This is a genomic window from Acinetobacter lwoffii, from assembly GCF_024129435.1.
Classification (GTDB): Bacteria; Pseudomonadota; Gammaproteobacteria; order Pseudomonadales; family Moraxellaceae; genus Acinetobacter; species Acinetobacter lwoffii_F.
On the sequence record NZ_JAMXXN010000019.1, the window covers coordinates 1 to 16,004 of the forward strand.

Sequence of the window (16,004 nt, forward strand, 5' to 3'; positions counted from 1 at the left end):
TAATTTCTACCATCAATCAATGAAAATAATTTCGATCAATCAACCAGTAAAAATCCACACAAGTTGTTCTTCATAATCTCTTAATGATCTTTCTTAAAACCTCATCAGCTTTAAGCTCCAACCCAATCATTTAACGTTTCGTTTCATGCATTGCGTTGGTGTGCTGCGTATTCTATACAGTTTCAAAACGAGCGCAAGGGATTTTCTTAAAAATATCCAAAAAAACCAACCATACGTTTATTTTTTAATCTAAAAGGCTATTTTTAACACTTTTTTTGCGTTTTTCTAGCTAATTCCGCATGAAAAGTTTAAGCAAATGTTAATTTTCCAGCCCTCATCTCATAAAAAAAGATCACCCTAATGGTGATCTTTTTGATTCTTCATCAAAATATTTTAATTTGTCTGCTCAGCGAGCCAAGTCATAAATTTTTGACGTTCAGCTTTAGAAGCTTTCTGCCATAATTGAATCAGCTGCTGATCATTCTGGTCTGCTGACTGAGTATATACAGCTGAAGGTTGATTAACTGGTGTCGCAGCTTGAGTTGTCATATCTACTTTTTTAGTCAACACGCGATTTCCAAACCATGGTTTCGCTGCATCTTTAGCGCCCGCCTGCTGGACTAAGAGCTGATTTTTCGCATCATATAGGCCAATAATGGGCTGATCTTTATATTTTTGCGCTGCATCAAAATCTTTAGGCGCCTGAATAAGTGCTAAACGGTAAGTTTCACCATCTTTAAGGCTTGGTGTTTTTACCGTAACCACACCTGACTTTAAAATGTCATGTGAATTGTCTGAATGCTGGAAAAATTCGTTATAGCGTACGCTGATCGCATTTACACCTGCATCCAAGCTATAAGTCTGATTAGAACGTAATAGACCCGAGTTCACCTCTTGATCATTTACGGCAACAATTTTTATTTCTTCAGGTACTGTGACGGTCACTGCCGAAAAAACTGGTGTGCTAAACAGAAACACTGCTGCAGTTGCCGCAATACGTAAACCCATATCCTATACTCATTTTTGGTTGTTTATTAAAAATTAGCTGCACTATGCCGCGTCTAAATGACAATCTTATGACAAAAGCTGGAGCGATACAGCCTGTGTTCTTAGCATTTATTTGGCTAGACATATTACATCACATCTAAATACAACTCGAAGACATAAAAAAGAAGCATCAACGTGCTTCTTTTAAATCTACTTTTTAATCTAAAATTATTTATGCAAAGGTCTTAAAGCGCTCTGCATCATCCATAAAGGTTTTTTCCCCTGCAGGAGCTTCAATCGAACCAAATACCAGTTGAGCGCGAAGCTTCCAGTGAGATGGTATTTCGAAAGTTTGTGCAACTTCTTCATCAATAATTGGATTGTAGTGCTGTAATGAAGCACCAATATTTCTTTCTGCCAAAGCGGTCCAGGTTGCAAACTGTGCAATAGCAGAAGAATGCTCAGACCAGACCGGGAAGTTATCGGCATAAAGTGCAAACTGCTCCTGCATCGACTTCACCACGTTCTGGTCTTCATAAAACAGTGCGGTACCATAACCTGCAGCAAAAGCATTGATCTTGCTATTGGTTGATTCAAATGCATCTGCTGAAACCAGATCACGTAAAGTTTCACGTACAATATGCCAGAAAGTATCATGTGATTGACCAAATAAAATCACCACACGCGAGGTTTGCGAGTTAAAAGATGACGGACTGTGCTTCACCGCATCTTTAATGATTTTCTCAATTTCTGCTTGATCCAGCTCTACATTTTTTCCAATTGAATAAATGCTACGGCGTTGTTTGATTTGATCTAAAAATGCCATGAATTCACCTCTATATATTTTGATTATTAAAAAATCGATAAAGTCATACTACGTGCTTTAAGCACCCAAGACAGGTGCATTTCGATAACAATGTGTTTTATTTATAGAACAATCAGATTTAGATCTGGGTAGCGTATTTGTATCTGATTTTATCCGCAGCTTCCATGCTGTCACATATAAAGTTCTCTATAAACTTTTAATTAAATACTTTGAAACGGTGCTGATCCGGCTTTTGTAATTTTTCTTCTACTGTTTGTTCAATTGATCCAAAGCAAAGTTGGGCTCGCAACAACCAGTTCTTTTCAATTTCAAAATGCTCAGCGACCCTTTCATCAATCAGTGGATTGTAGTGCTGTAAGGATGCCCCTAAGCCAGAATCTGCCAGCGTCGTCCACACAGCAAATTGCGCCATACCGGAAGTTTGTTCCGACCATGCTGGAAAATCTTCACTATTTAATGGCATTTTCTTTTGTAATTGTTGAATCACGGCTTGATCTTCATAAAACAAAACCGTGCCATAGGCAGCAGCACATTGATTTAACTTGATTTCCATCCCTTCGTAAATATATGCCGGCATATGCTGACGCTGTACCTGTTTCACAATTTTCCAGAATTAATGATGAGAATCTGCGAATAACACCACAATGCGCGTAGTTTGAGAATCATAAGCCGAAGGACAACTCCGCACTGCTTCCTGAATGATTTCGCTAAGATAAGCCTGACTAGAATGTACCCGCTTACCGAGTTGATCGATACTACGGCGCTTTTTCAATTGATCGACAAAAGTCAATTCTAAATCATCATTCAGTTTATTTTTTCTTGAAAATTTAAAATCCTTGGTTATATCGCTTGTTAATACCTGACCAATCTTATTTAGCAATGCCATTTTCTACCCCACAAAAAACAAGCCAAATCAGCTTAGAGAATCCCCTAAAATTATAAGGCCTTTATTAAGATAGGCAGATTTAGTGGTGGTTTTACTGTCGGTTTTTACAACACTCGAACTGGCTAAAAACAATAAACTCCGCACTTGGCGGAGTTTATGTGAAGCATTGCGCATTATTTATTTTTCAGTTTCAAATAATGCAGCAACAAAAGATTTGGCAGAGAATGGACGCAAGTCATCAATTTTTTCACCGACACCAATAAAGCGAATCGGCACATGAGTACGACTGGCGATATTAAACAGTACCCCACCTTTGGCAGTACCATCAAGTTTGGTAATAGTTAAGCCCGTCAAGCCTACCGCCTCATCAAACATCTCGACCTGATTAATAGCATTCTGACCAGTACCGGCATCGACCACCAACATCACTTCATGAGGTGCAGTGGCATCAATTTTCTGCATTACACGTTTTACTTTAGTCAATTCCTGCATCAAATGACCTTTGTTATGCAAACGGCCCGCTGTGTCTGCAATCAATACATCCACACCTTTGGCACGCGCACTTTCAAAAGCATCGAAAATCACTGAAGCTGAGTCAGCACCATGACCCTGAGCAACAACCGCAATATTATTACGCTCACCCCAGATCTGGAGCTGTTCAGTTGCAGCCGCACGGAAAGTATCGCCTGCTGCCAACATGACGGTCTTGCCTTCACCTTGCAGGCGCTTTGCCAACTTGCCAATGGTAGTCGTTTTACCGACACCATTCACACCAACTACCAGAATCACATAAGGCGATTTATTCGGATCAATATGCAGCGGTTTTACCCGTGGTGCCAATAAAGCCACCAGTTCTTCCTGAAGCGCTTTATAGAGTGAATGCGAATAGATCAAATCACCACGTGCCGTACGTTCAGTCAGGTTAGCGATAATGGTCTTGGTGGCTTCCACACCGATATCGGCCACCAGAAGCTGCTCTTCGACTTCTTCTAATAATTCATCATCAATTTCTTTACCACCGATCAGGATATTTACCATCCCATCGGCAAGGTTTTTACGGGTTTTGGTTAAACCCACTTTCATACGGCTAAAGAAGCCACCTTTCGCCGCAGAATCTTCATTTTCAGTTTCTGTTTCGACAGGTGCAGAAACTACAGCTGTTTCGCTTGGCGTTTCTACGATAGGCACATTGACCGCAGGTAAGCTCGGTAATGTGACATCATCATCTCCGATATCAGCATCAATCAAAAATTTGTTTTGCCCATTAGATTGCTGTTGCATGCCGAATCCTTGAAAAGCATTGCGTTAAAAACCCAGATTCTACCATAACTTGCCTGCTTTGCAGCTAGCAATGCAAATGCTGGACAAACATACCAAAAAGCTACAGCTCTCGGTTGCTTTCAAGCACGCATTTATTAAAAATAACTCTAAATACAAACGCCTATTTCAGGAGATCTAGTGTTCATCACCTTTTTGACTATCTCCTCTTTCTCGCAAATGATCAAACAGACGCTTTATCCACTCGGTGCAGCAGTCTTGCTTAGCCTGAGTTTTAACTCGGTTCAGGCACAAACCCGAAGCGAATTGTCACGGACTACTTTTGAAACCACGTTAAGTAACGGTTTAAAAGTCATTATTCGGGAAGACCATCGTGCGCCCATGGTAATGACACAAATTTGGTACAAAGTCGGCAGTAGTGATGAATCCGGAAATATTCTGGGGGTATCCCATGCACTTGAACATATGATGTTCAAAGGCACTCATAAAGTCCCAAATGATGAATTTACCCGTCTTAGCCGGATTTATGGCGGCAGTATCAATGCGGCCACCTTTACCAATTACACCAATTATTATCAGCTTTATCCTAAGGCCTATTTTCCTATGGCCCTGGAACTTGAATCTGACCGGATGAGTAATTTATTACTTCGACAGCAGGACTTCGAGCCAGAAATTAAAGTCGTCATGGAAGAACGGCGCCAGCGCACCGATGACAATCCGCGTGCGCAAGCCTTTGAACGGTTTAAATGGATCAGTTATCCGACCAGCCACTACCGTCAGCCGGTGATTGGACATATGAAAACCCTGAATAATATTCAGTTGAATGATGTCAAAAAATGGTATCGGGATTGGTACAGTCCGAATAATGCCATTCTGGTGATTGTTGGAAATGTAGAATCTGAAGCTGCTTTGGCTCAGGTACAAAAATATTTTGCTGACATTCCCGCACGCCCAACACCAGCACGCAATGATGTACTGGAGTTTGAGCGTTTGGGTTATCGCCATATGGAGATTAATAGCAATGTTCATGTGCCCAATCTGTACATGACCTGGAATGTAAAATCCCTTGGCACTGCCAAAAACCCCCAAGATGCTTATGCCTTGACCATTATTCGCAGTCTTTTGGACAGTGGCATTTCTTCGCGCCTGCAAGACCGTTTGGTACGTGATCGTAAAATTCTGACCTCTGTCAGCGTTTCTTATGATCCCTATAATCGCGGCGACAGCCTGTTTGGTATTTCTGCCTTACCTGCGCCGGGTATCTCTTTACAAGAGGCACAACAAGCAATTCAGGATGAAGTGGATTTACTCAAAACTACCGCCATAACCCAACAGGAAGTGGATCGTATCAGTACCCGCTTTATTTCCAATTTGATTTATAGCCAGGATGATATTGCCGGCCAGGCCAAAATGATTGGTAATCTGGAGGTCAATGGCTTGAGTTATCGCCTGATGGATGAATTACCGAAACACTTTGAAAGTGTCAGTATTCAGGATATCCAGCGTGTCGCAAACGCCTATTTTGTACGTGAAAATCTCAGCACGCTTTATCTCTCTCCTGAACAAAACACCCAGCAACGGGGATTATAATGCTTCAACTTCGTTCATTTTTGCTTATTTCAATTTTAAGTCTTAGCTCGGCTACCCATGCAAAAAACTATCTGGATCCCCAGCCTAACCAAAATGATAATCCGAGTCAGTTACAGTCTATCCCTTTGCTGCAAAGCTTAAAAAATATTAATCAGCAACGGGATTTTCAGGCGCCTTATATTCATGATCTGAACAATCGCTACAAAGTACGCACGCTGTTTGTTGAAACGCAAGATCTTCCCATGGTAGATATCCAGCTGACCTTTAATGCCGGTTCGGCCCGTGATCAGGAAATTGCCAAAGGCCTATATGGTCTATCCAATATGGCAGCCAAGTTGATGCGTGAAGGAACCGACAAATATAGCGCCAATCAGGTGGCGGAAGTTTTTGACCAAACCGGAGCACAATTCAGCGTACAAGCCTATCGGGACATGTTTGTGGTCCGTCTGCGTACGCTTTCAGACCCGGAAAAACTGGAACCCGCATTGAGCATGCTGATGGAGGTTCTTAAGAATGCGTCATTTAAACCGTCCAGCATTAATCTGGCTTTAAGCAATACCCAAGTGGGACAAAAACAGCTGCAGGAAAACCCAAGCCGACTGATGGATATCCGTTTTTATCGCGCTTTATATGGTCAGCACCCTTATGCAGAACCAATCAGCGGCACCCAAGGCAGCACCAAAAAAATTAATGCAGAATTATTGAAAAAATTTCGTGATCAGTTTTTGGTGGCGCAAAATATGAATATTGCCATTACTGGCAAACTCAGCCCGAAACAGGCACTCGAACTGTCTGAACGAATTGCCGGCAACTTACCTCAAGGGCAAAAAGCAGAAACATTGCCACAGCCTGAAATTCAATCTGGTTTTGAAGTGGTACATCTACCCTATAACTCGTCTCAGGCGCATGTCACCTTTGGGCATTTAGGCCCAACTCGCTTTACTGAAGATAAACTGGCTTTAGAGGTCGCCAATCGCATGTTTGGCGGTAGCGGATTTAATGCGGTATTGATGCAGGAACTACGGGTGAAACGTGGTTTTACTTATGGCGCTTATAGTTCATTGAGCTTTAGTCAGGCACCCGGCGTATTCAGCTTTAAGTATTCCACGCGTCAGGATCAACTGCTAGACAGCATTCAGGTCGCACATCAAGCATTTATCCACTTTGTCAGCCAACCTATTGATACTCAGCGTCTGGAAGAAACCAAAGCAGGCATGTTACGTGCTTTTCCTAATAATTACAGCAGTAATGCCACCATTAATGCCCAGCTAGGCAATATGGGTTTTTATAGTGAGCAAACTGATTATTTATCCAGTTATCCAGAACGCTTGGCTAAAATCACAGCGGCAGATGTACAAAATGCAGTGCGCAAGCATTTTCATCCTGATCACTTAACCCTAGTCGTCGTCAACAAAGAACTGGATCAAAATGCCTTGAAAATGCGTTTGGAGCGAAATTTAATGGATGCCAATTATTACTTACCAACAAATCCTATGCCTAAGGCATCTCCACAGAGACCGGCGGAAGCTGACGTGCCCGAAGCGATTCCTGCTGATAAGCCTGCATCAATTTAAGGTACTGCCCACGACGGATATGCTGCTGCTCTAACAAGGCGAGTGCCATATCTTGGGTTTGGGGAAGGTTTTGCTGTTTAGACAGTTGTTGAATCTGGGTGACTTGGGAAAGGCTAAGCGGACGATATAAAGCAAATGCGGCTAAAAGTAGAATGATCGCAATAATAAAAATAACCACACTGTTATAAATCTGTTCCAGTTTGATTCTGCTGAAAAATTGGCTTAGTTTTTCTGTATCTATAGACATACACTACCTCAGGTTAGAGGTAGTGTATGGTCGCAGTTACATAAGTTCAAGTCAGCGCACTGAATATTCACAAGAGCTGAATCCTGCTATTTCGAGGACTAATTCATGATTCTGGTAATAATTGTTGAATACAGCACCAATGCAACAACAAGCAATACCAGTGCAATTGCAAATTTACTTAAACCCGCTTCTGCTTCAGGCGGATGCAGACGATCCTCATCTGCAATGCGGACCAGCTCACCATTATAAAGCTTATAAAACTGCTCACGCTGGTTTTCATCCAGCGCACGGGTAAAGTCGTAGACTTCTTTACGTTGTGCCAGTCCATAATCACCCAGATGGGTATGTTTACTGAATATAGCTTGATCGAGTTTTTTACGATGCAAATCGGCAAGTTCCATAATTTGACCTGCAGTCGGAGGCATATCAAATTTCACACCATCTAAAGTTCTTGTCATCATGGCCTTCTCCTTATTGTTTGCTATCCATTTACAATGTAGCTTAATAATATTTATAGTTGTGTATAGTTTAATCAGTTAAACTATAACTTAAGTAAACAAATAAAATCGAATAGTTGACTTTTCCATTATTTTGTAATATTAGTTTAACAATACTAATTTATATTTGTATTTAGACTAAATAGTCTATCCTGTAATCATAATTAAAATTAAGGAGTTTTTATATGATACAACAACTCTCTCAACACGATCTGGAACATCTGTACGCAGATGCCGTGAATACCATTCAATCGCAAATGAACTTTGCTGATGCAGTAAAACAGCTTGAAGAAGCCGCTCGTGCTGGCCATGGTAAAGCAGCGCTTTTTTTAGCAGAACTTTATTATCAAGGTTTCCGTGTAGAACGAGATTCACTCAAAGCCCAGTACTGGCAAAACATGGCCACCATGCAAGCATAAAGAAACGTCACCTAGGTGGCGTTTTTTTCAGCCCTTTTTTCAATAAATAGCAATCAATACATATTTTCTTACGAATCCTTGCAAAGCTGAAACAGTAATTTCATATAAAGTTTCTAGAATAGAGCCTGAACTCCAATAGCACTTTATTCTAATGAAACCACGAAAAATTATTCAATTTGATCCGATCTGCAAAAACTTTCTGTTAAAGATCACGATGCTTAAATCTTTGATGAATTGTGGCGAGCTATGGGGCGCATATCACCAAGGCTGGGCGATGATGCGTGACCAGGAAGACTGCATCTTCCCATTCTGGCTCAATCCGCTGGATGCTAAAAATTATGCCCAGCAGCATTGGCCGGATTACATCCCGCGTAAAATCAATTCTGAAGATTTTGAAAATGCATTATTGCCGACCCTGTCGCGACTGAATGTTACGCCAGCCCTGTTCAACACCAATGGAACCAAACTCAAACTGACTGCTGCACAGATGCGTCATCTGTTTTTTTCGCAACAAAGACTGCACATTGCTTAAATAACATGCTATTTATAAAGACTAAAACCTAAACACTTAGAGATGTTCAGGTTGAATACATACTCTAGGATTAATAATAAATTAACCAATAAGGATGATTAAGCATGACCAATGTGGCACAGGTGCTCAGTGAAAAAATGCATCAAGCTATTTATACCATCCGTCCAGATTCTACTGTTTTAGAAGCCATCACCTTGATGGCGGATAAAGGAATCGGGGCGCTTGTGGTAACCCATGAAGACAATGTGGTGGGGATTTTGTCAGAGCGGGATTACACGCGTAAGATCGCCCTGATGCAAAGAACCTCATTCGACACCACTGTCAATGAGATCATGACCTCTAAAGTGATTACCGTAAATACAGCTACTAGCGTAGAAGACTGTTTATCTCTGATGACTGAACGCCACCTACGCCACTTACCCGTAGTCGAACATGAAAAACTGATCGGTCTGATTTCAATTGGGGATTTGGTCAAAGCCGCCATGGATGACCAACGCAAATTAATTGAACAGTTACAGCAATATATTTCAGGTTAAAACACCATCTAGCTTTCTCTAAGGCATTTGAAGATCACTTAAGTGACACCAAGATAAAGTTTTATATCTGATCCATAAAAAATCCCGGTACGTGTACCGGGATTTTCTAGATTAACCTTCTGAATAAAATCAGTTGAGACCTAATTTTTCTGCAGCGTAATCTGAGTCTTTATCACCACGACCCGATAAGTTCACTACAATCTTGGTATCTTTTGGCAGTTTCCCTGCTTCACGAATGGCCCAAGCCACCGCATGTGAGCTTTCTAATGCAGGTACAATGCCTTCTACGCGTGACAAGGTCATGAATGCATCCAGACATTCCTGATCGGTCGCAGTCGTATACTCGACCCGCCCCAAATCTTTCAGCAAACTATGCTGTGGCCCCACACCTGGATAATCCAGACCAGAAGCAATTGAATGCACTGGCAATGGCTCGCCTTGTTCATCTTCCAGAACATAACAGGCCATACCATGTAACTGGCTCGGCTTACCTAGAGTTAAAGTAGCTGAATGCATATCGGTATCTAAACCATGACCTGCTGGCTCAACGCCAACCAGCTTCACATCCGGTTCATTTAAAAATGCAGTGAATGCGCCGACTGCATTAGAACCACCACCAACACAAGCAACGATATAATCAGGATTTGTACCGAAACGCTCATTGGCCTGAACTTTAATTTCATCGCCAATAATCGACTGAAAATCACGTACCATCATCGGGAATGGGTGCGGTCCAACCACCGAACCAATGGCATAGATGTAGTTTTTCGGGTCTTTTAAATATTCTTCAAAAGCACTGTCGACTGCATCTTTGAGTGTGGCTGTACCGCGAGTCACAGAAATCAGTTTGGCACCCAGAATTTTCATTTTCACGACATTTGGATGTTCTTTTTCAACATCCACTTGACCCATATGAATTTCACATGGAATACCCACCAAGGCACATGCAGTTGCCAAAGCAACACCATGCTGGCCGGCACCGGTTTCTGCAATAACTTTGGTTTTACCCATATATTTGGCAAGTAGTGCTTCACCCAGACAGTGGTTGATCTTGTGCGCCCCGGTATGGTTCAGGTCTTCACGTTTTAAATAAATCTGTGCTCCACCGAGCTGCTCAGAAAGGCGTTTGGCATGAAATAGTGGACTTGGACGACCGACGTAATGAGCAAATAGGTCTTTCAGTTCATTCTGAAACTCTTCAGTCTGACGAATTTCCTGATAGGCCACATTAATATCATCCATGGCCTGTTTCAGATCGGGTGGAATAAACTGACCGCCATACTGACCAAAAAAACCCTCTTCATTCGGTAACGCAATACCATTAATTTGATGAGCCATAATCATGCCTGAAATTTTAAATAAGAGATAATGAGTGACTTTATACTAGAATAATTTGTTTTAAATCACTAATAACTCTAACTAAAGTCACTTATAGATAAATGGAATTAACGCGCCAGATATTTAGTCATGTCTTCAATGCCTTTCAGCGTCATTGGAAACATATGATTTTCAAATATTTGCTGGATCAGACCAATAGTATGGGTGTAATGCCAGTATTTTTCTTCTTCAGGATTCAGCCAAGCGGTTTTATCAAAATGCTGACGTAGACGCTGCAACCAAACTTGCCCAGCCTCATCATTCATATATTCAACCGAACCACCGACAGAATTCAGCTCATACGGCGCCATACTGGCATCACCGACCACAATCACCCGGTAATCACGGCCATAGGTATTGAGTAAATCCCAGGTATTCATACGTGAACTGGAACGACGAACATTGTCTTTCCAGACATAGTCATACAGACAGTTATGGAAATAAAAATATTCCAGGGTTTTGAATTCGGTTTTCGCAGCACTGAACAGCTTTTCACACTGAGCAATATGCGCATCCATCGAACCACCGATATCAAACAGCATTAAAACTTTAATACGGTTACGACGCTCTGGCACCAACTGCACATCCAGAATGCCCTGCTTGGCCGTTTCACGAATGGTGCCGTCAATATCCAGTTCTTCTGCTGCACCCTGACGGGCAAATTTTCGTAGACGGCGCAATGCCATCTGCATCTGGCGACTTCCTAAAATCTGTTCATCATCCAGATTGCGGTATTGACGCTGCTCCCAGACTTTCACCGCAGAACGCTTACGCCCCGGCCCGCCAATACGCACACCTTCGGGATGATCGCCATAGGCACCAAAGGGTGAAGTGCCACCGGTACCAACCATCTTGTTACCGCCCTGATGTTTTTTATGCTGTTCGCGCAGACGCTCTTCCAGCATTTTCATCAGTTCTTCCAGCGATCCGGCCTTTTTCAGCTCTTCGCGCTGCTCCGGGGTCAGATGCTTCTCGAGCAATTCGAGATCGAACCAGTCTTTGGGCAGCTTATGCACCTGATTTAGCAAGTCATCCAGATCAAAGGTCGCGATACCATCAAAATAGTCTTTCATGGCGCGATCGAACTTGTCGAAATAGCGCTCGTCTTTGACCATTACAGTTTTGGCCAGCTGATAGAACTCGTCCTGATCGGCAAAGACCAGACCTGCAGCAACTGCCTGATTCAGGTCAATCAATTCGCGGGTCGATACCGGTACACCGTATTTGCGTAAGGTATAAAACAGTCGCACAAACATGCGTGTTTCTCCCTTAACGACGTGACATAAATGCTAGACGTTCGAGCAACTGCACATCTTGCTCATTCTTGATTAATGCACCGTACAAAGGTGGAATTGCTTTAGATTTATCAGTATTGCGCAGAATATCTTCCGGCATGTCGTCAGCCATGAGTAGACTGAGCCAGTCGATCAGTTCAGACGTTGAAGGTGGTTTTTTTAAACCCGGAATCTGGCGCAATTTAAAGAAAACCTGTAAGGCTTCATTCACCAGTGTGGTCGAGATATTGGCAAAATGCACATCAATGATTTCACGCATGGTGGCTTCATCTGGGAATTCGATGTAATGGAAGAAGCAACGACGCAGGAAAGCATCTGGCAATTCTTTTTCATTATTTGAGGTAATGATCACGATTGGGCGCTGAGTTGCGGTAATGGTCTCGCCTGTCTCGTACACATAGAACGACATTTTATCGAGTTCATGCAGCAAGTCATTTGGAAACTCGATGTCTGCCTTGTCAATTTCATCAATCAGCAGAACACAGCGTTCTTCACTGGTAAATGCTTCCCACAATTTGCCCGGCTTGATGTAGTTCTTGATGTCATAGACACGGTCATCACCCAACTGGCTATCGCGCAAGCGCGATACTGCATCATATTCATACAGACCTTGCTGTGCTTTGGTAGTAGACTTGATGTGCCAGGTGATCAGTTCCAAACCCAGACTTTCTGCAACTTGCTCGGCCAGTAAAGTCTTACCTGTACCCGGCTCCCCTTTGACCAGCAACGGTTTTTGCAAACTGCGTGCAGCTTTCACCGCAAGTTTTAAACTGTCAGTCGCGATGTACTGATCGGTACCTGAAAATTGTTGAATATCAGCAGACATGATTGAACCTTATTTTTTTACTTACAGCGGTGAACTTTTCTCGTGAACACGAATATTGCTTTTGTTCGACACATAAGTCGACCAGCAATAGCCAATCACAGATCCGATCCCAATGACAAATAAAATAAGTGACGCATTAATCCAAACCAGGGATTGCTCTTTGGTCAACACCCCAAATAACAGACCGAAGATCGCAGGTGCAATAGAAGCATTCGCCCCCTCAGATACCGTCGGTGTCAACAGAATGGCAAAGGCCACAATCCACAAAAAACCGCCCATAGGTTTAGGTAGACGTTTGGTTACGCCATACCAGCACCATAAAGCAATCAGGCTGCCGAGCAAATAAACTGCTACGGCAATGCTCTGTTCAGGAATTGAGTCTAATACAGCCACATAACCATTCATTTCACAACTCCTGAATTAACATTAAGCACCGCGTAAACCTTCTGGTGCGACCGCATTTGGATCAATCAAGCCCTCTGGCGGCATTTGCAGGAAGAAACCGCGAGTTTCAATAGAATCCATAACATGCAAGACATTGGCACGTGCCAGTTTACGTGATTCACTTAATTCAAGATGCATGACAAAAGTCGCACGTCCAAATGCTGCCTGTACTGCTTCAGTTAATACACTTAAAGGCTCGAATGTTTCAGCTTCGCTTTCATTCGCAGGACGCGCCACATACAGATACATTTCACTTTTTTTGCTGGATTTGTAGATAGACACTTGCATATTTCAAACGACTTTTCTGGAAAAACAACCGCAAGGATACATCAAAAAAAAGACAGAAACATTAGCCACGTCTCATGCATCAGTCGTGATTTTGTATAATTGCTTTTTCTTTAACCAATCCTGCAACCAATCACTCGCTGACTTTCATCTGGGTAGACAGATAAGATTCATCCTGATGCAATACCTGAATCAGTGGCTGAGTTAATAACTCATAGCGCCAGCCAAGTAGATAATCCGGCAGATCCTGCTCGTCCTTATGAAAGACTACATGCTGATACAAGGCATTCAGCCATTTCTTACGCATCAGGACTTCTTTCGGAATTGAGGTTTCATTGACGACATTCTGAATAATTGAATCAATTTTTTCGCCGATATCTTTGGAAGAATGGCGAATTGGACGTGCCAGACGTAAAGGCCAGTTTGCCGGCTCCGGCAGGAATTTCAGTAAATCTAAAATGGTTTTGCCATGCTCACGAACCACATTCGAACGAATGTCTTTCACATGACTCAGCTGGAAATTATTGCGCGGGAATTTTTCCACCAGATCAATCATGCTGGCATTTTTCAAAATGAAACTGCGTGGCTGATTCAGTGCTTTGGCAATCTGATCACGCCAAACCATTAATTGCTGCAATTGCATCAGCTGACGGCGTGAATGCCGGTAATTGCCGACATCCTGATACAACAAGGCAGTTGGGGTATCTTCGCCAATTTCCTGAGTCAGAAAACGGCAATCTTGCAAGGCAAAATCCAGCAGATCTTTCGAATCCAGATCCTGTTTAATTTTCTCTGACAGTTGCACCAGATAATGCACATCATTGGCAGCATAGAGCAACTGTTCGGAACTGAGTGGACGCGCCAACCAGTCAGAACGGGTCTGGTCTTTTTCGATATCGACTTCCAGCATCTGCTTCAATGCATTTTGATAGCTGACTTGCAGACCATGCCCAAGAAAAGACATGCCAACCTGAGTGTCAAATACATTACTCAGCGATTTCTTCTGGGTATAGTGATAGATCAGGTCGATATCTTCACTACAAGCGTGAAAAATATTCTGCTGTGCGTTAAAAATTTTATTAAGGAACTCAGTCAGATCCAGCGTGGTTCCATCCAACAAATAGACCTTGTTGTCTACGTTAATCTGAAAAACACCCAGCTTAGGCCATAAGGTATCAACCTTGATAAACTCGGTATCCAGCCCATAAACTGAATTCTGATCCATCAGCTTCAGTACATGAGTTAAGTCGTTTTGATGTTGAATAAATTGAAACATAGAACTGAGTCTAAGATTAGATTCTCGATAGATCCATATTAACTGATCTATAGAATTTTTGTATAAAAAATAACGTCAATTCTGCCCTATTTCCTAAAAAATGGCGCTTACTTATCAGGATTTATATTCTAATTAATATCTTTTTTATATTAAAACTAACAAGATATTTAAGCTTAGCTTACTTCATGCGCATCCGGTTATGTACTGCCTGACTCAAGGTATGACTGTCGACATATTCCAGCTCACCACCTTGTGGTACGCCCTGGGCAATTCGGGTCATCTGGATCGGCAAATGCTTACTGGCCTCAACCAGATAATGCGCCGTAGCCTGACCTTCTACCGTGGCATTGGTTGCCAGAATCACTTCTTTCACCTGACCATTGGCCAAACGATGCAATAAGTACGGAATACCGATTTCTTCGGGACCAATACCATCCAGTGGCGATAAATGTCCGCCCAATACATGATATTTACCTCTGAAACTACCACTTTGCTCAATCGCCATGACATCTGCAGGTGATTCCACTACACAGAGCAGTTCATCATCACGATCCAGAGAGCTGCAAATATTGCAGACTTCGTCTTCGGTCAGAGAATGACAGACTGAACATTCATGAATGTGATTGGTTGCCTCAGTCAGCGCATGTGCCAGACCAATAGCACCCTCACGATTTTTCATGATCATATGCAATGCCATACGTTGAGCCGATTTTGGCCCAACGCTTGGCAAAATGCGTAATGCTTGAACGAGTTGATCAAAACGATCACTAAACATTGCGCATTCTTCCTTAGAACATACCTGCAAGACCAGGCGGTAAACCCATACCTGAGTTCGCTGCTTTCATTCTTTCGTCAGATACCACTTCTGCCTGACGTGCTGCATCATTCATTGCTGCTGCAATCAGGTCTTCGATCATGTCTGGATCATCCTGAAGTAATTCAGGATTGATTTCGATACGCTTCACTACGTTACGGCAAGTCATGGTTACTTTCACCAGACCGCCACCCGCCTCGGCATGCACTTCAGTTTGCGCAAGCTCTTCTTTGGCTTTTTTTACGTTGTTTTCAACTTCTTTCTGCATGCGCTGAGCTTGCTGCATCAACATGTTAATGTTCATAAATATCTCCG

At 42.5% G+C, this 16,004-nt stretch carries 18 protein-coding genes and 1 pseudogene; 5 read left to right on the forward strand and 14 right to left on the reverse strand.

The features are described from left to right. Positions 1-393: 393 nt before the first annotated feature. The 4 genes and pseudogenes from NI455_RS11460 to ftsY all read right to left on the reverse strand — a co-directional run bounded on the left by NI455_RS11460 (position 394) and on the right by ftsY (position 3,980). The gene (locus NI455_RS11460; protein WP_253114260.1) at positions 394-1,008 is read right to left on the reverse strand and encodes a DUF2057 family protein; all 615 of its coding nucleotides are present in this window, start codon (positions 1,006-1,008) and stop codon (positions 394-396) included. 211 nt (positions 1,009-1,219) lie between these two features. After that, positions 1,220-1,813, reverse strand: coding sequence for a nitroreductase family protein (locus NI455_RS11465; RefSeq protein WP_004278677.1), 594 nt, complete (start codon positions 1,811-1,813; stop codon positions 1,220-1,222). A 196-nt stretch (positions 1,814-2,009) separates the two neighbouring features. Beyond that, positions 2,010-2,699: pseudogene (locus NI455_RS11470) on the reverse strand (nitroreductase family protein). Positions 2,700-2,876: 177 nt separating this feature from the next. After that, complete coding sequence (ftsY, locus tag NI455_RS11475; protein WP_004278679.1) at positions 2,877-3,980, reverse strand: signal recognition particle-docking protein FtsY; 1,104 nt, start codon at positions 3,978-3,980, stop codon at positions 2,877-2,879. A 177-nt stretch (positions 3,981-4,157) separates the two neighbouring features. Between ftsY and NI455_RS11480 the strand changes: the two genes are divergently transcribed. Both NI455_RS11480 and NI455_RS11485 read left to right on the forward strand, forming a co-directional pair. Beyond that, on the forward strand, positions 4,158-5,567 hold the full coding sequence (locus tag NI455_RS11480; protein WP_253114263.1) for a M16 family metallopeptidase: 1,410 nt from the start codon (positions 4,158-4,160) through the stop codon (positions 5,565-5,567). Further along, positions 5,567-7,141 carry a M16 family metallopeptidase gene (locus NI455_RS11485; RefSeq protein WP_253114266.1) on the forward strand — a complete coding sequence of 525 codons (1,575 nt, stop codon included), beginning with the start codon at positions 5,567-5,569 and terminating at the stop codon, positions 7,139-7,141. The genes NI455_RS11480 and NI455_RS11485 overlap by 1 nt, the downstream gene beginning before the upstream one ends. Here NI455_RS11485 and NI455_RS11490 read toward each other — a convergent pair. Continuing rightward, positions 7,065-7,388 carry a hypothetical protein gene (locus NI455_RS11490; RefSeq protein ID WP_253114269.1) on the reverse strand — a complete coding sequence of 108 codons (324 nt, stop codon included), beginning with the start codon at positions 7,386-7,388 and terminating at the stop codon, positions 7,065-7,067. The two genes, NI455_RS11485 and NI455_RS11490, sit on opposite strands and share 77 nt — an antisense overlap. A 98-nt stretch (positions 7,389-7,486) precedes the next feature. Then, positions 7,487-7,846 (reverse strand): hypothetical protein, encoded by a 360-nt coding sequence (locus tag NI455_RS11495; RefSeq protein ID WP_034436454.1) that lies wholly within the window; start codon positions 7,844-7,846, stop codon positions 7,487-7,489. Positions 7,847-8,070: 224 nt separating this feature from the next. On the opposite strand from NI455_RS11495, the gene NI455_RS11500 reads away from it, so the two are divergent. The 3 genes from NI455_RS11500 (at position 8,071) to NI455_RS11510 (ending at position 9,372) form a co-directional block, all read left to right on the forward strand. After that, positions 8,071-8,304 (forward strand): SEL1-like repeat protein, encoded by a 234-nt coding sequence (locus NI455_RS11500; protein WP_004278686.1) that lies wholly within the window; start codon positions 8,071-8,073, stop codon positions 8,302-8,304. Positions 8,305-8,455: 151 nt separating this feature from the next. Continuing rightward, entirely contained in the window at positions 8,456-8,836 is a 381-nt protein-coding gene (locus NI455_RS11505) for a DUF2750 domain-containing protein (protein WP_004645256.1), read from the forward strand. A gap of 104 nt (positions 8,837-8,940) precedes the next feature. Continuing rightward, positions 8,941-9,372, forward strand: a complete 432-nt coding sequence (locus NI455_RS11510; RefSeq protein ID WP_004278688.1) for a CBS domain-containing protein — start codon at positions 8,941-8,943, stop codon at positions 9,370-9,372. Between the two features lie 129 nt (positions 9,373-9,501). Here the strand turns inward: NI455_RS11510 and trpB are convergent, their stop codons facing one another. The 8 genes from trpB to NI455_RS11550 form a co-directional block, all read right to left on the reverse strand. Beyond that, positions 9,502-10,710 carry a tryptophan synthase subunit beta gene (trpB, locus tag NI455_RS11515; protein WP_253114270.1) on the reverse strand — a complete coding sequence of 403 codons (1,209 nt, stop codon included), beginning with the start codon at positions 10,708-10,710 and terminating at the stop codon, positions 9,502-9,504. A 107-nt stretch (positions 10,711-10,817) separates the two neighbouring features. Beyond that, complete coding sequence (locus NI455_RS11520) at positions 10,818-12,005, reverse strand: vWA domain-containing protein (RefSeq protein ID WP_253114271.1); 1,188 nt, start codon at positions 12,003-12,005, stop codon at positions 10,818-10,820. Positions 12,006-12,018: 13 nt separating this feature from the next. Continuing rightward, the gene (locus NI455_RS11525; RefSeq protein ID WP_005262763.1) at positions 12,019-12,870 is read right to left on the reverse strand and encodes an AAA family ATPase; all 852 of its coding nucleotides are present in this window, start codon (positions 12,868-12,870) and stop codon (positions 12,019-12,021) included. Positions 12,871-12,891: 21 nt separating this feature from the next. Then, positions 12,892-13,275, reverse strand: coding sequence for a hypothetical protein (locus NI455_RS11530; protein WP_005106668.1), 384 nt, complete (start codon positions 13,273-13,275; stop codon positions 12,892-12,894). 21 nt (positions 13,276-13,296) lie between these two features. After that, on the reverse strand, positions 13,297-13,602 hold the full coding sequence (locus NI455_RS11535; RefSeq protein WP_004278695.1) for a YcgL domain-containing protein: 306 nt from the start codon (positions 13,600-13,602) through the stop codon (positions 13,297-13,299). A 130-nt stretch (positions 13,603-13,732) separates the two neighbouring features. After that, the gene (locus NI455_RS11540) at positions 13,733-14,875 is read right to left on the reverse strand and encodes a ribonuclease D (RefSeq protein ID WP_004278697.1); all 1,143 of its coding nucleotides are present in this window, start codon (positions 14,873-14,875) and stop codon (positions 13,733-13,735) included. A gap of 178 nt (positions 14,876-15,053) precedes the next feature. Beyond that, positions 15,054-15,650 carry a recombination mediator RecR gene (recR, locus tag NI455_RS11545; protein ID WP_005100074.1) on the reverse strand — a complete coding sequence of 199 codons (597 nt, stop codon included), beginning with the start codon at positions 15,648-15,650 and terminating at the stop codon, positions 15,054-15,056. A 13-nt stretch (positions 15,651-15,663) separates the two neighbouring features. Beyond that, on the reverse strand, positions 15,664-15,993 hold the full coding sequence (locus tag NI455_RS11550; protein WP_004278699.1) for a YbaB/EbfC family nucleoid-associated protein: 330 nt from the start codon (positions 15,991-15,993) through the stop codon (positions 15,664-15,666). Positions 15,994-16,004: the final 11 nt, after the last annotated feature.

Excerpts from the sequence above, each read along its gene's own strand:
- NI455_RS11490 (WP_253114269.1), bottom strand. The coding sequence starts at position 7,388 with ATGTCTATAGATACAGAAAAACTAAGCCAATTTTTCAGCAGAATCAAA.
- NI455_RS11530 (WP_005106668.1), bottom strand. The coding sequence starts at position 13,275 with ATGAATGGTTATGTGGCTGTATTAGACTCAATTCCTGAACAGAGCATT.
- trpB (WP_253114270.1), bottom strand. The coding sequence starts at position 10,710 with ATGGCTCATCAAATTAATGGTATTGCGTTACCGAATGAAGAGGGTTTT.
- NI455_RS11535 (WP_004278695.1), bottom strand. The coding sequence starts at position 13,602 with ATGCAAGTGTCTATCTACAAATCCAGCAAAAAAAGTGAAATGTATCTG.
- NI455_RS11500 (WP_004278686.1), top strand. The coding sequence starts at position 8,071 with ATGATACAACAACTCTCTCAACACGATCTGGAACATCTGTACGCAGAT.
- NI455_RS11485 (WP_253114266.1), top strand. The coding sequence starts at position 5,567 with ATGCTTCAACTTCGTTCATTTTTGCTTATTTCAATTTTAAGTCTTAGC.
- NI455_RS11525 (WP_005262763.1), bottom strand. The coding sequence starts at position 12,870 with ATGTCTGCTGATATTCAACAATTTTCAGGTACCGATCAGTACATCGCG.
- ftsY (WP_004278679.1), bottom strand. The coding sequence starts at position 3,980 with ATGCAACAGCAATCTAATGGGCAAAACAAATTTTTGATTGATGCTGAT.
- NI455_RS11550 (WP_004278699.1), bottom strand. The coding sequence starts at position 15,993 with ATGAACATTAACATGTTGATGCAGCAAGCTCAGCGCATGCAGAAAGAA.
- NI455_RS11510 (WP_004278688.1), top strand. The coding sequence starts at position 8,941 with ATGACCAATGTGGCACAGGTGCTCAGTGAAAAAATGCATCAAGCTATT.
- NI455_RS11540 (WP_004278697.1), bottom strand. The coding sequence starts at position 14,875 with ATGTTTCAATTTATTCAACATCAAAACGACTTAACTCATGTACTGAAG.
- NI455_RS11465 (WP_004278677.1), bottom strand. The coding sequence starts at position 1,813 with ATGGCATTTTTAGATCAAATCAAACAACGCCGTAGCATTTATTCAATT.
- NI455_RS11520 (WP_253114271.1), bottom strand. The coding sequence starts at position 12,005 with ATGTTTGTGCGACTGTTTTATACCTTACGCAAATACGGTGTACCGGTA.
- recR (WP_005100074.1), bottom strand. The coding sequence starts at position 15,650 with ATGTTTAGTGATCGTTTTGATCAACTCGTTCAAGCATTACGCATTTTG.
- NI455_RS11505 (WP_004645256.1), top strand. The coding sequence starts at position 8,456 with ATGAAACCACGAAAAATTATTCAATTTGATCCGATCTGCAAAAACTTT.
- NI455_RS11460 (WP_253114260.1), bottom strand. The coding sequence starts at position 1,008 with ATGGGTTTACGTATTGCGGCAACTGCAGCAGTGTTTCTGTTTAGCACA.
- NI455_RS11495 (WP_034436454.1), bottom strand. The coding sequence starts at position 7,846 with ATGACAAGAACTTTAGATGGTGTGAAATTTGATATGCCTCCGACTGCA.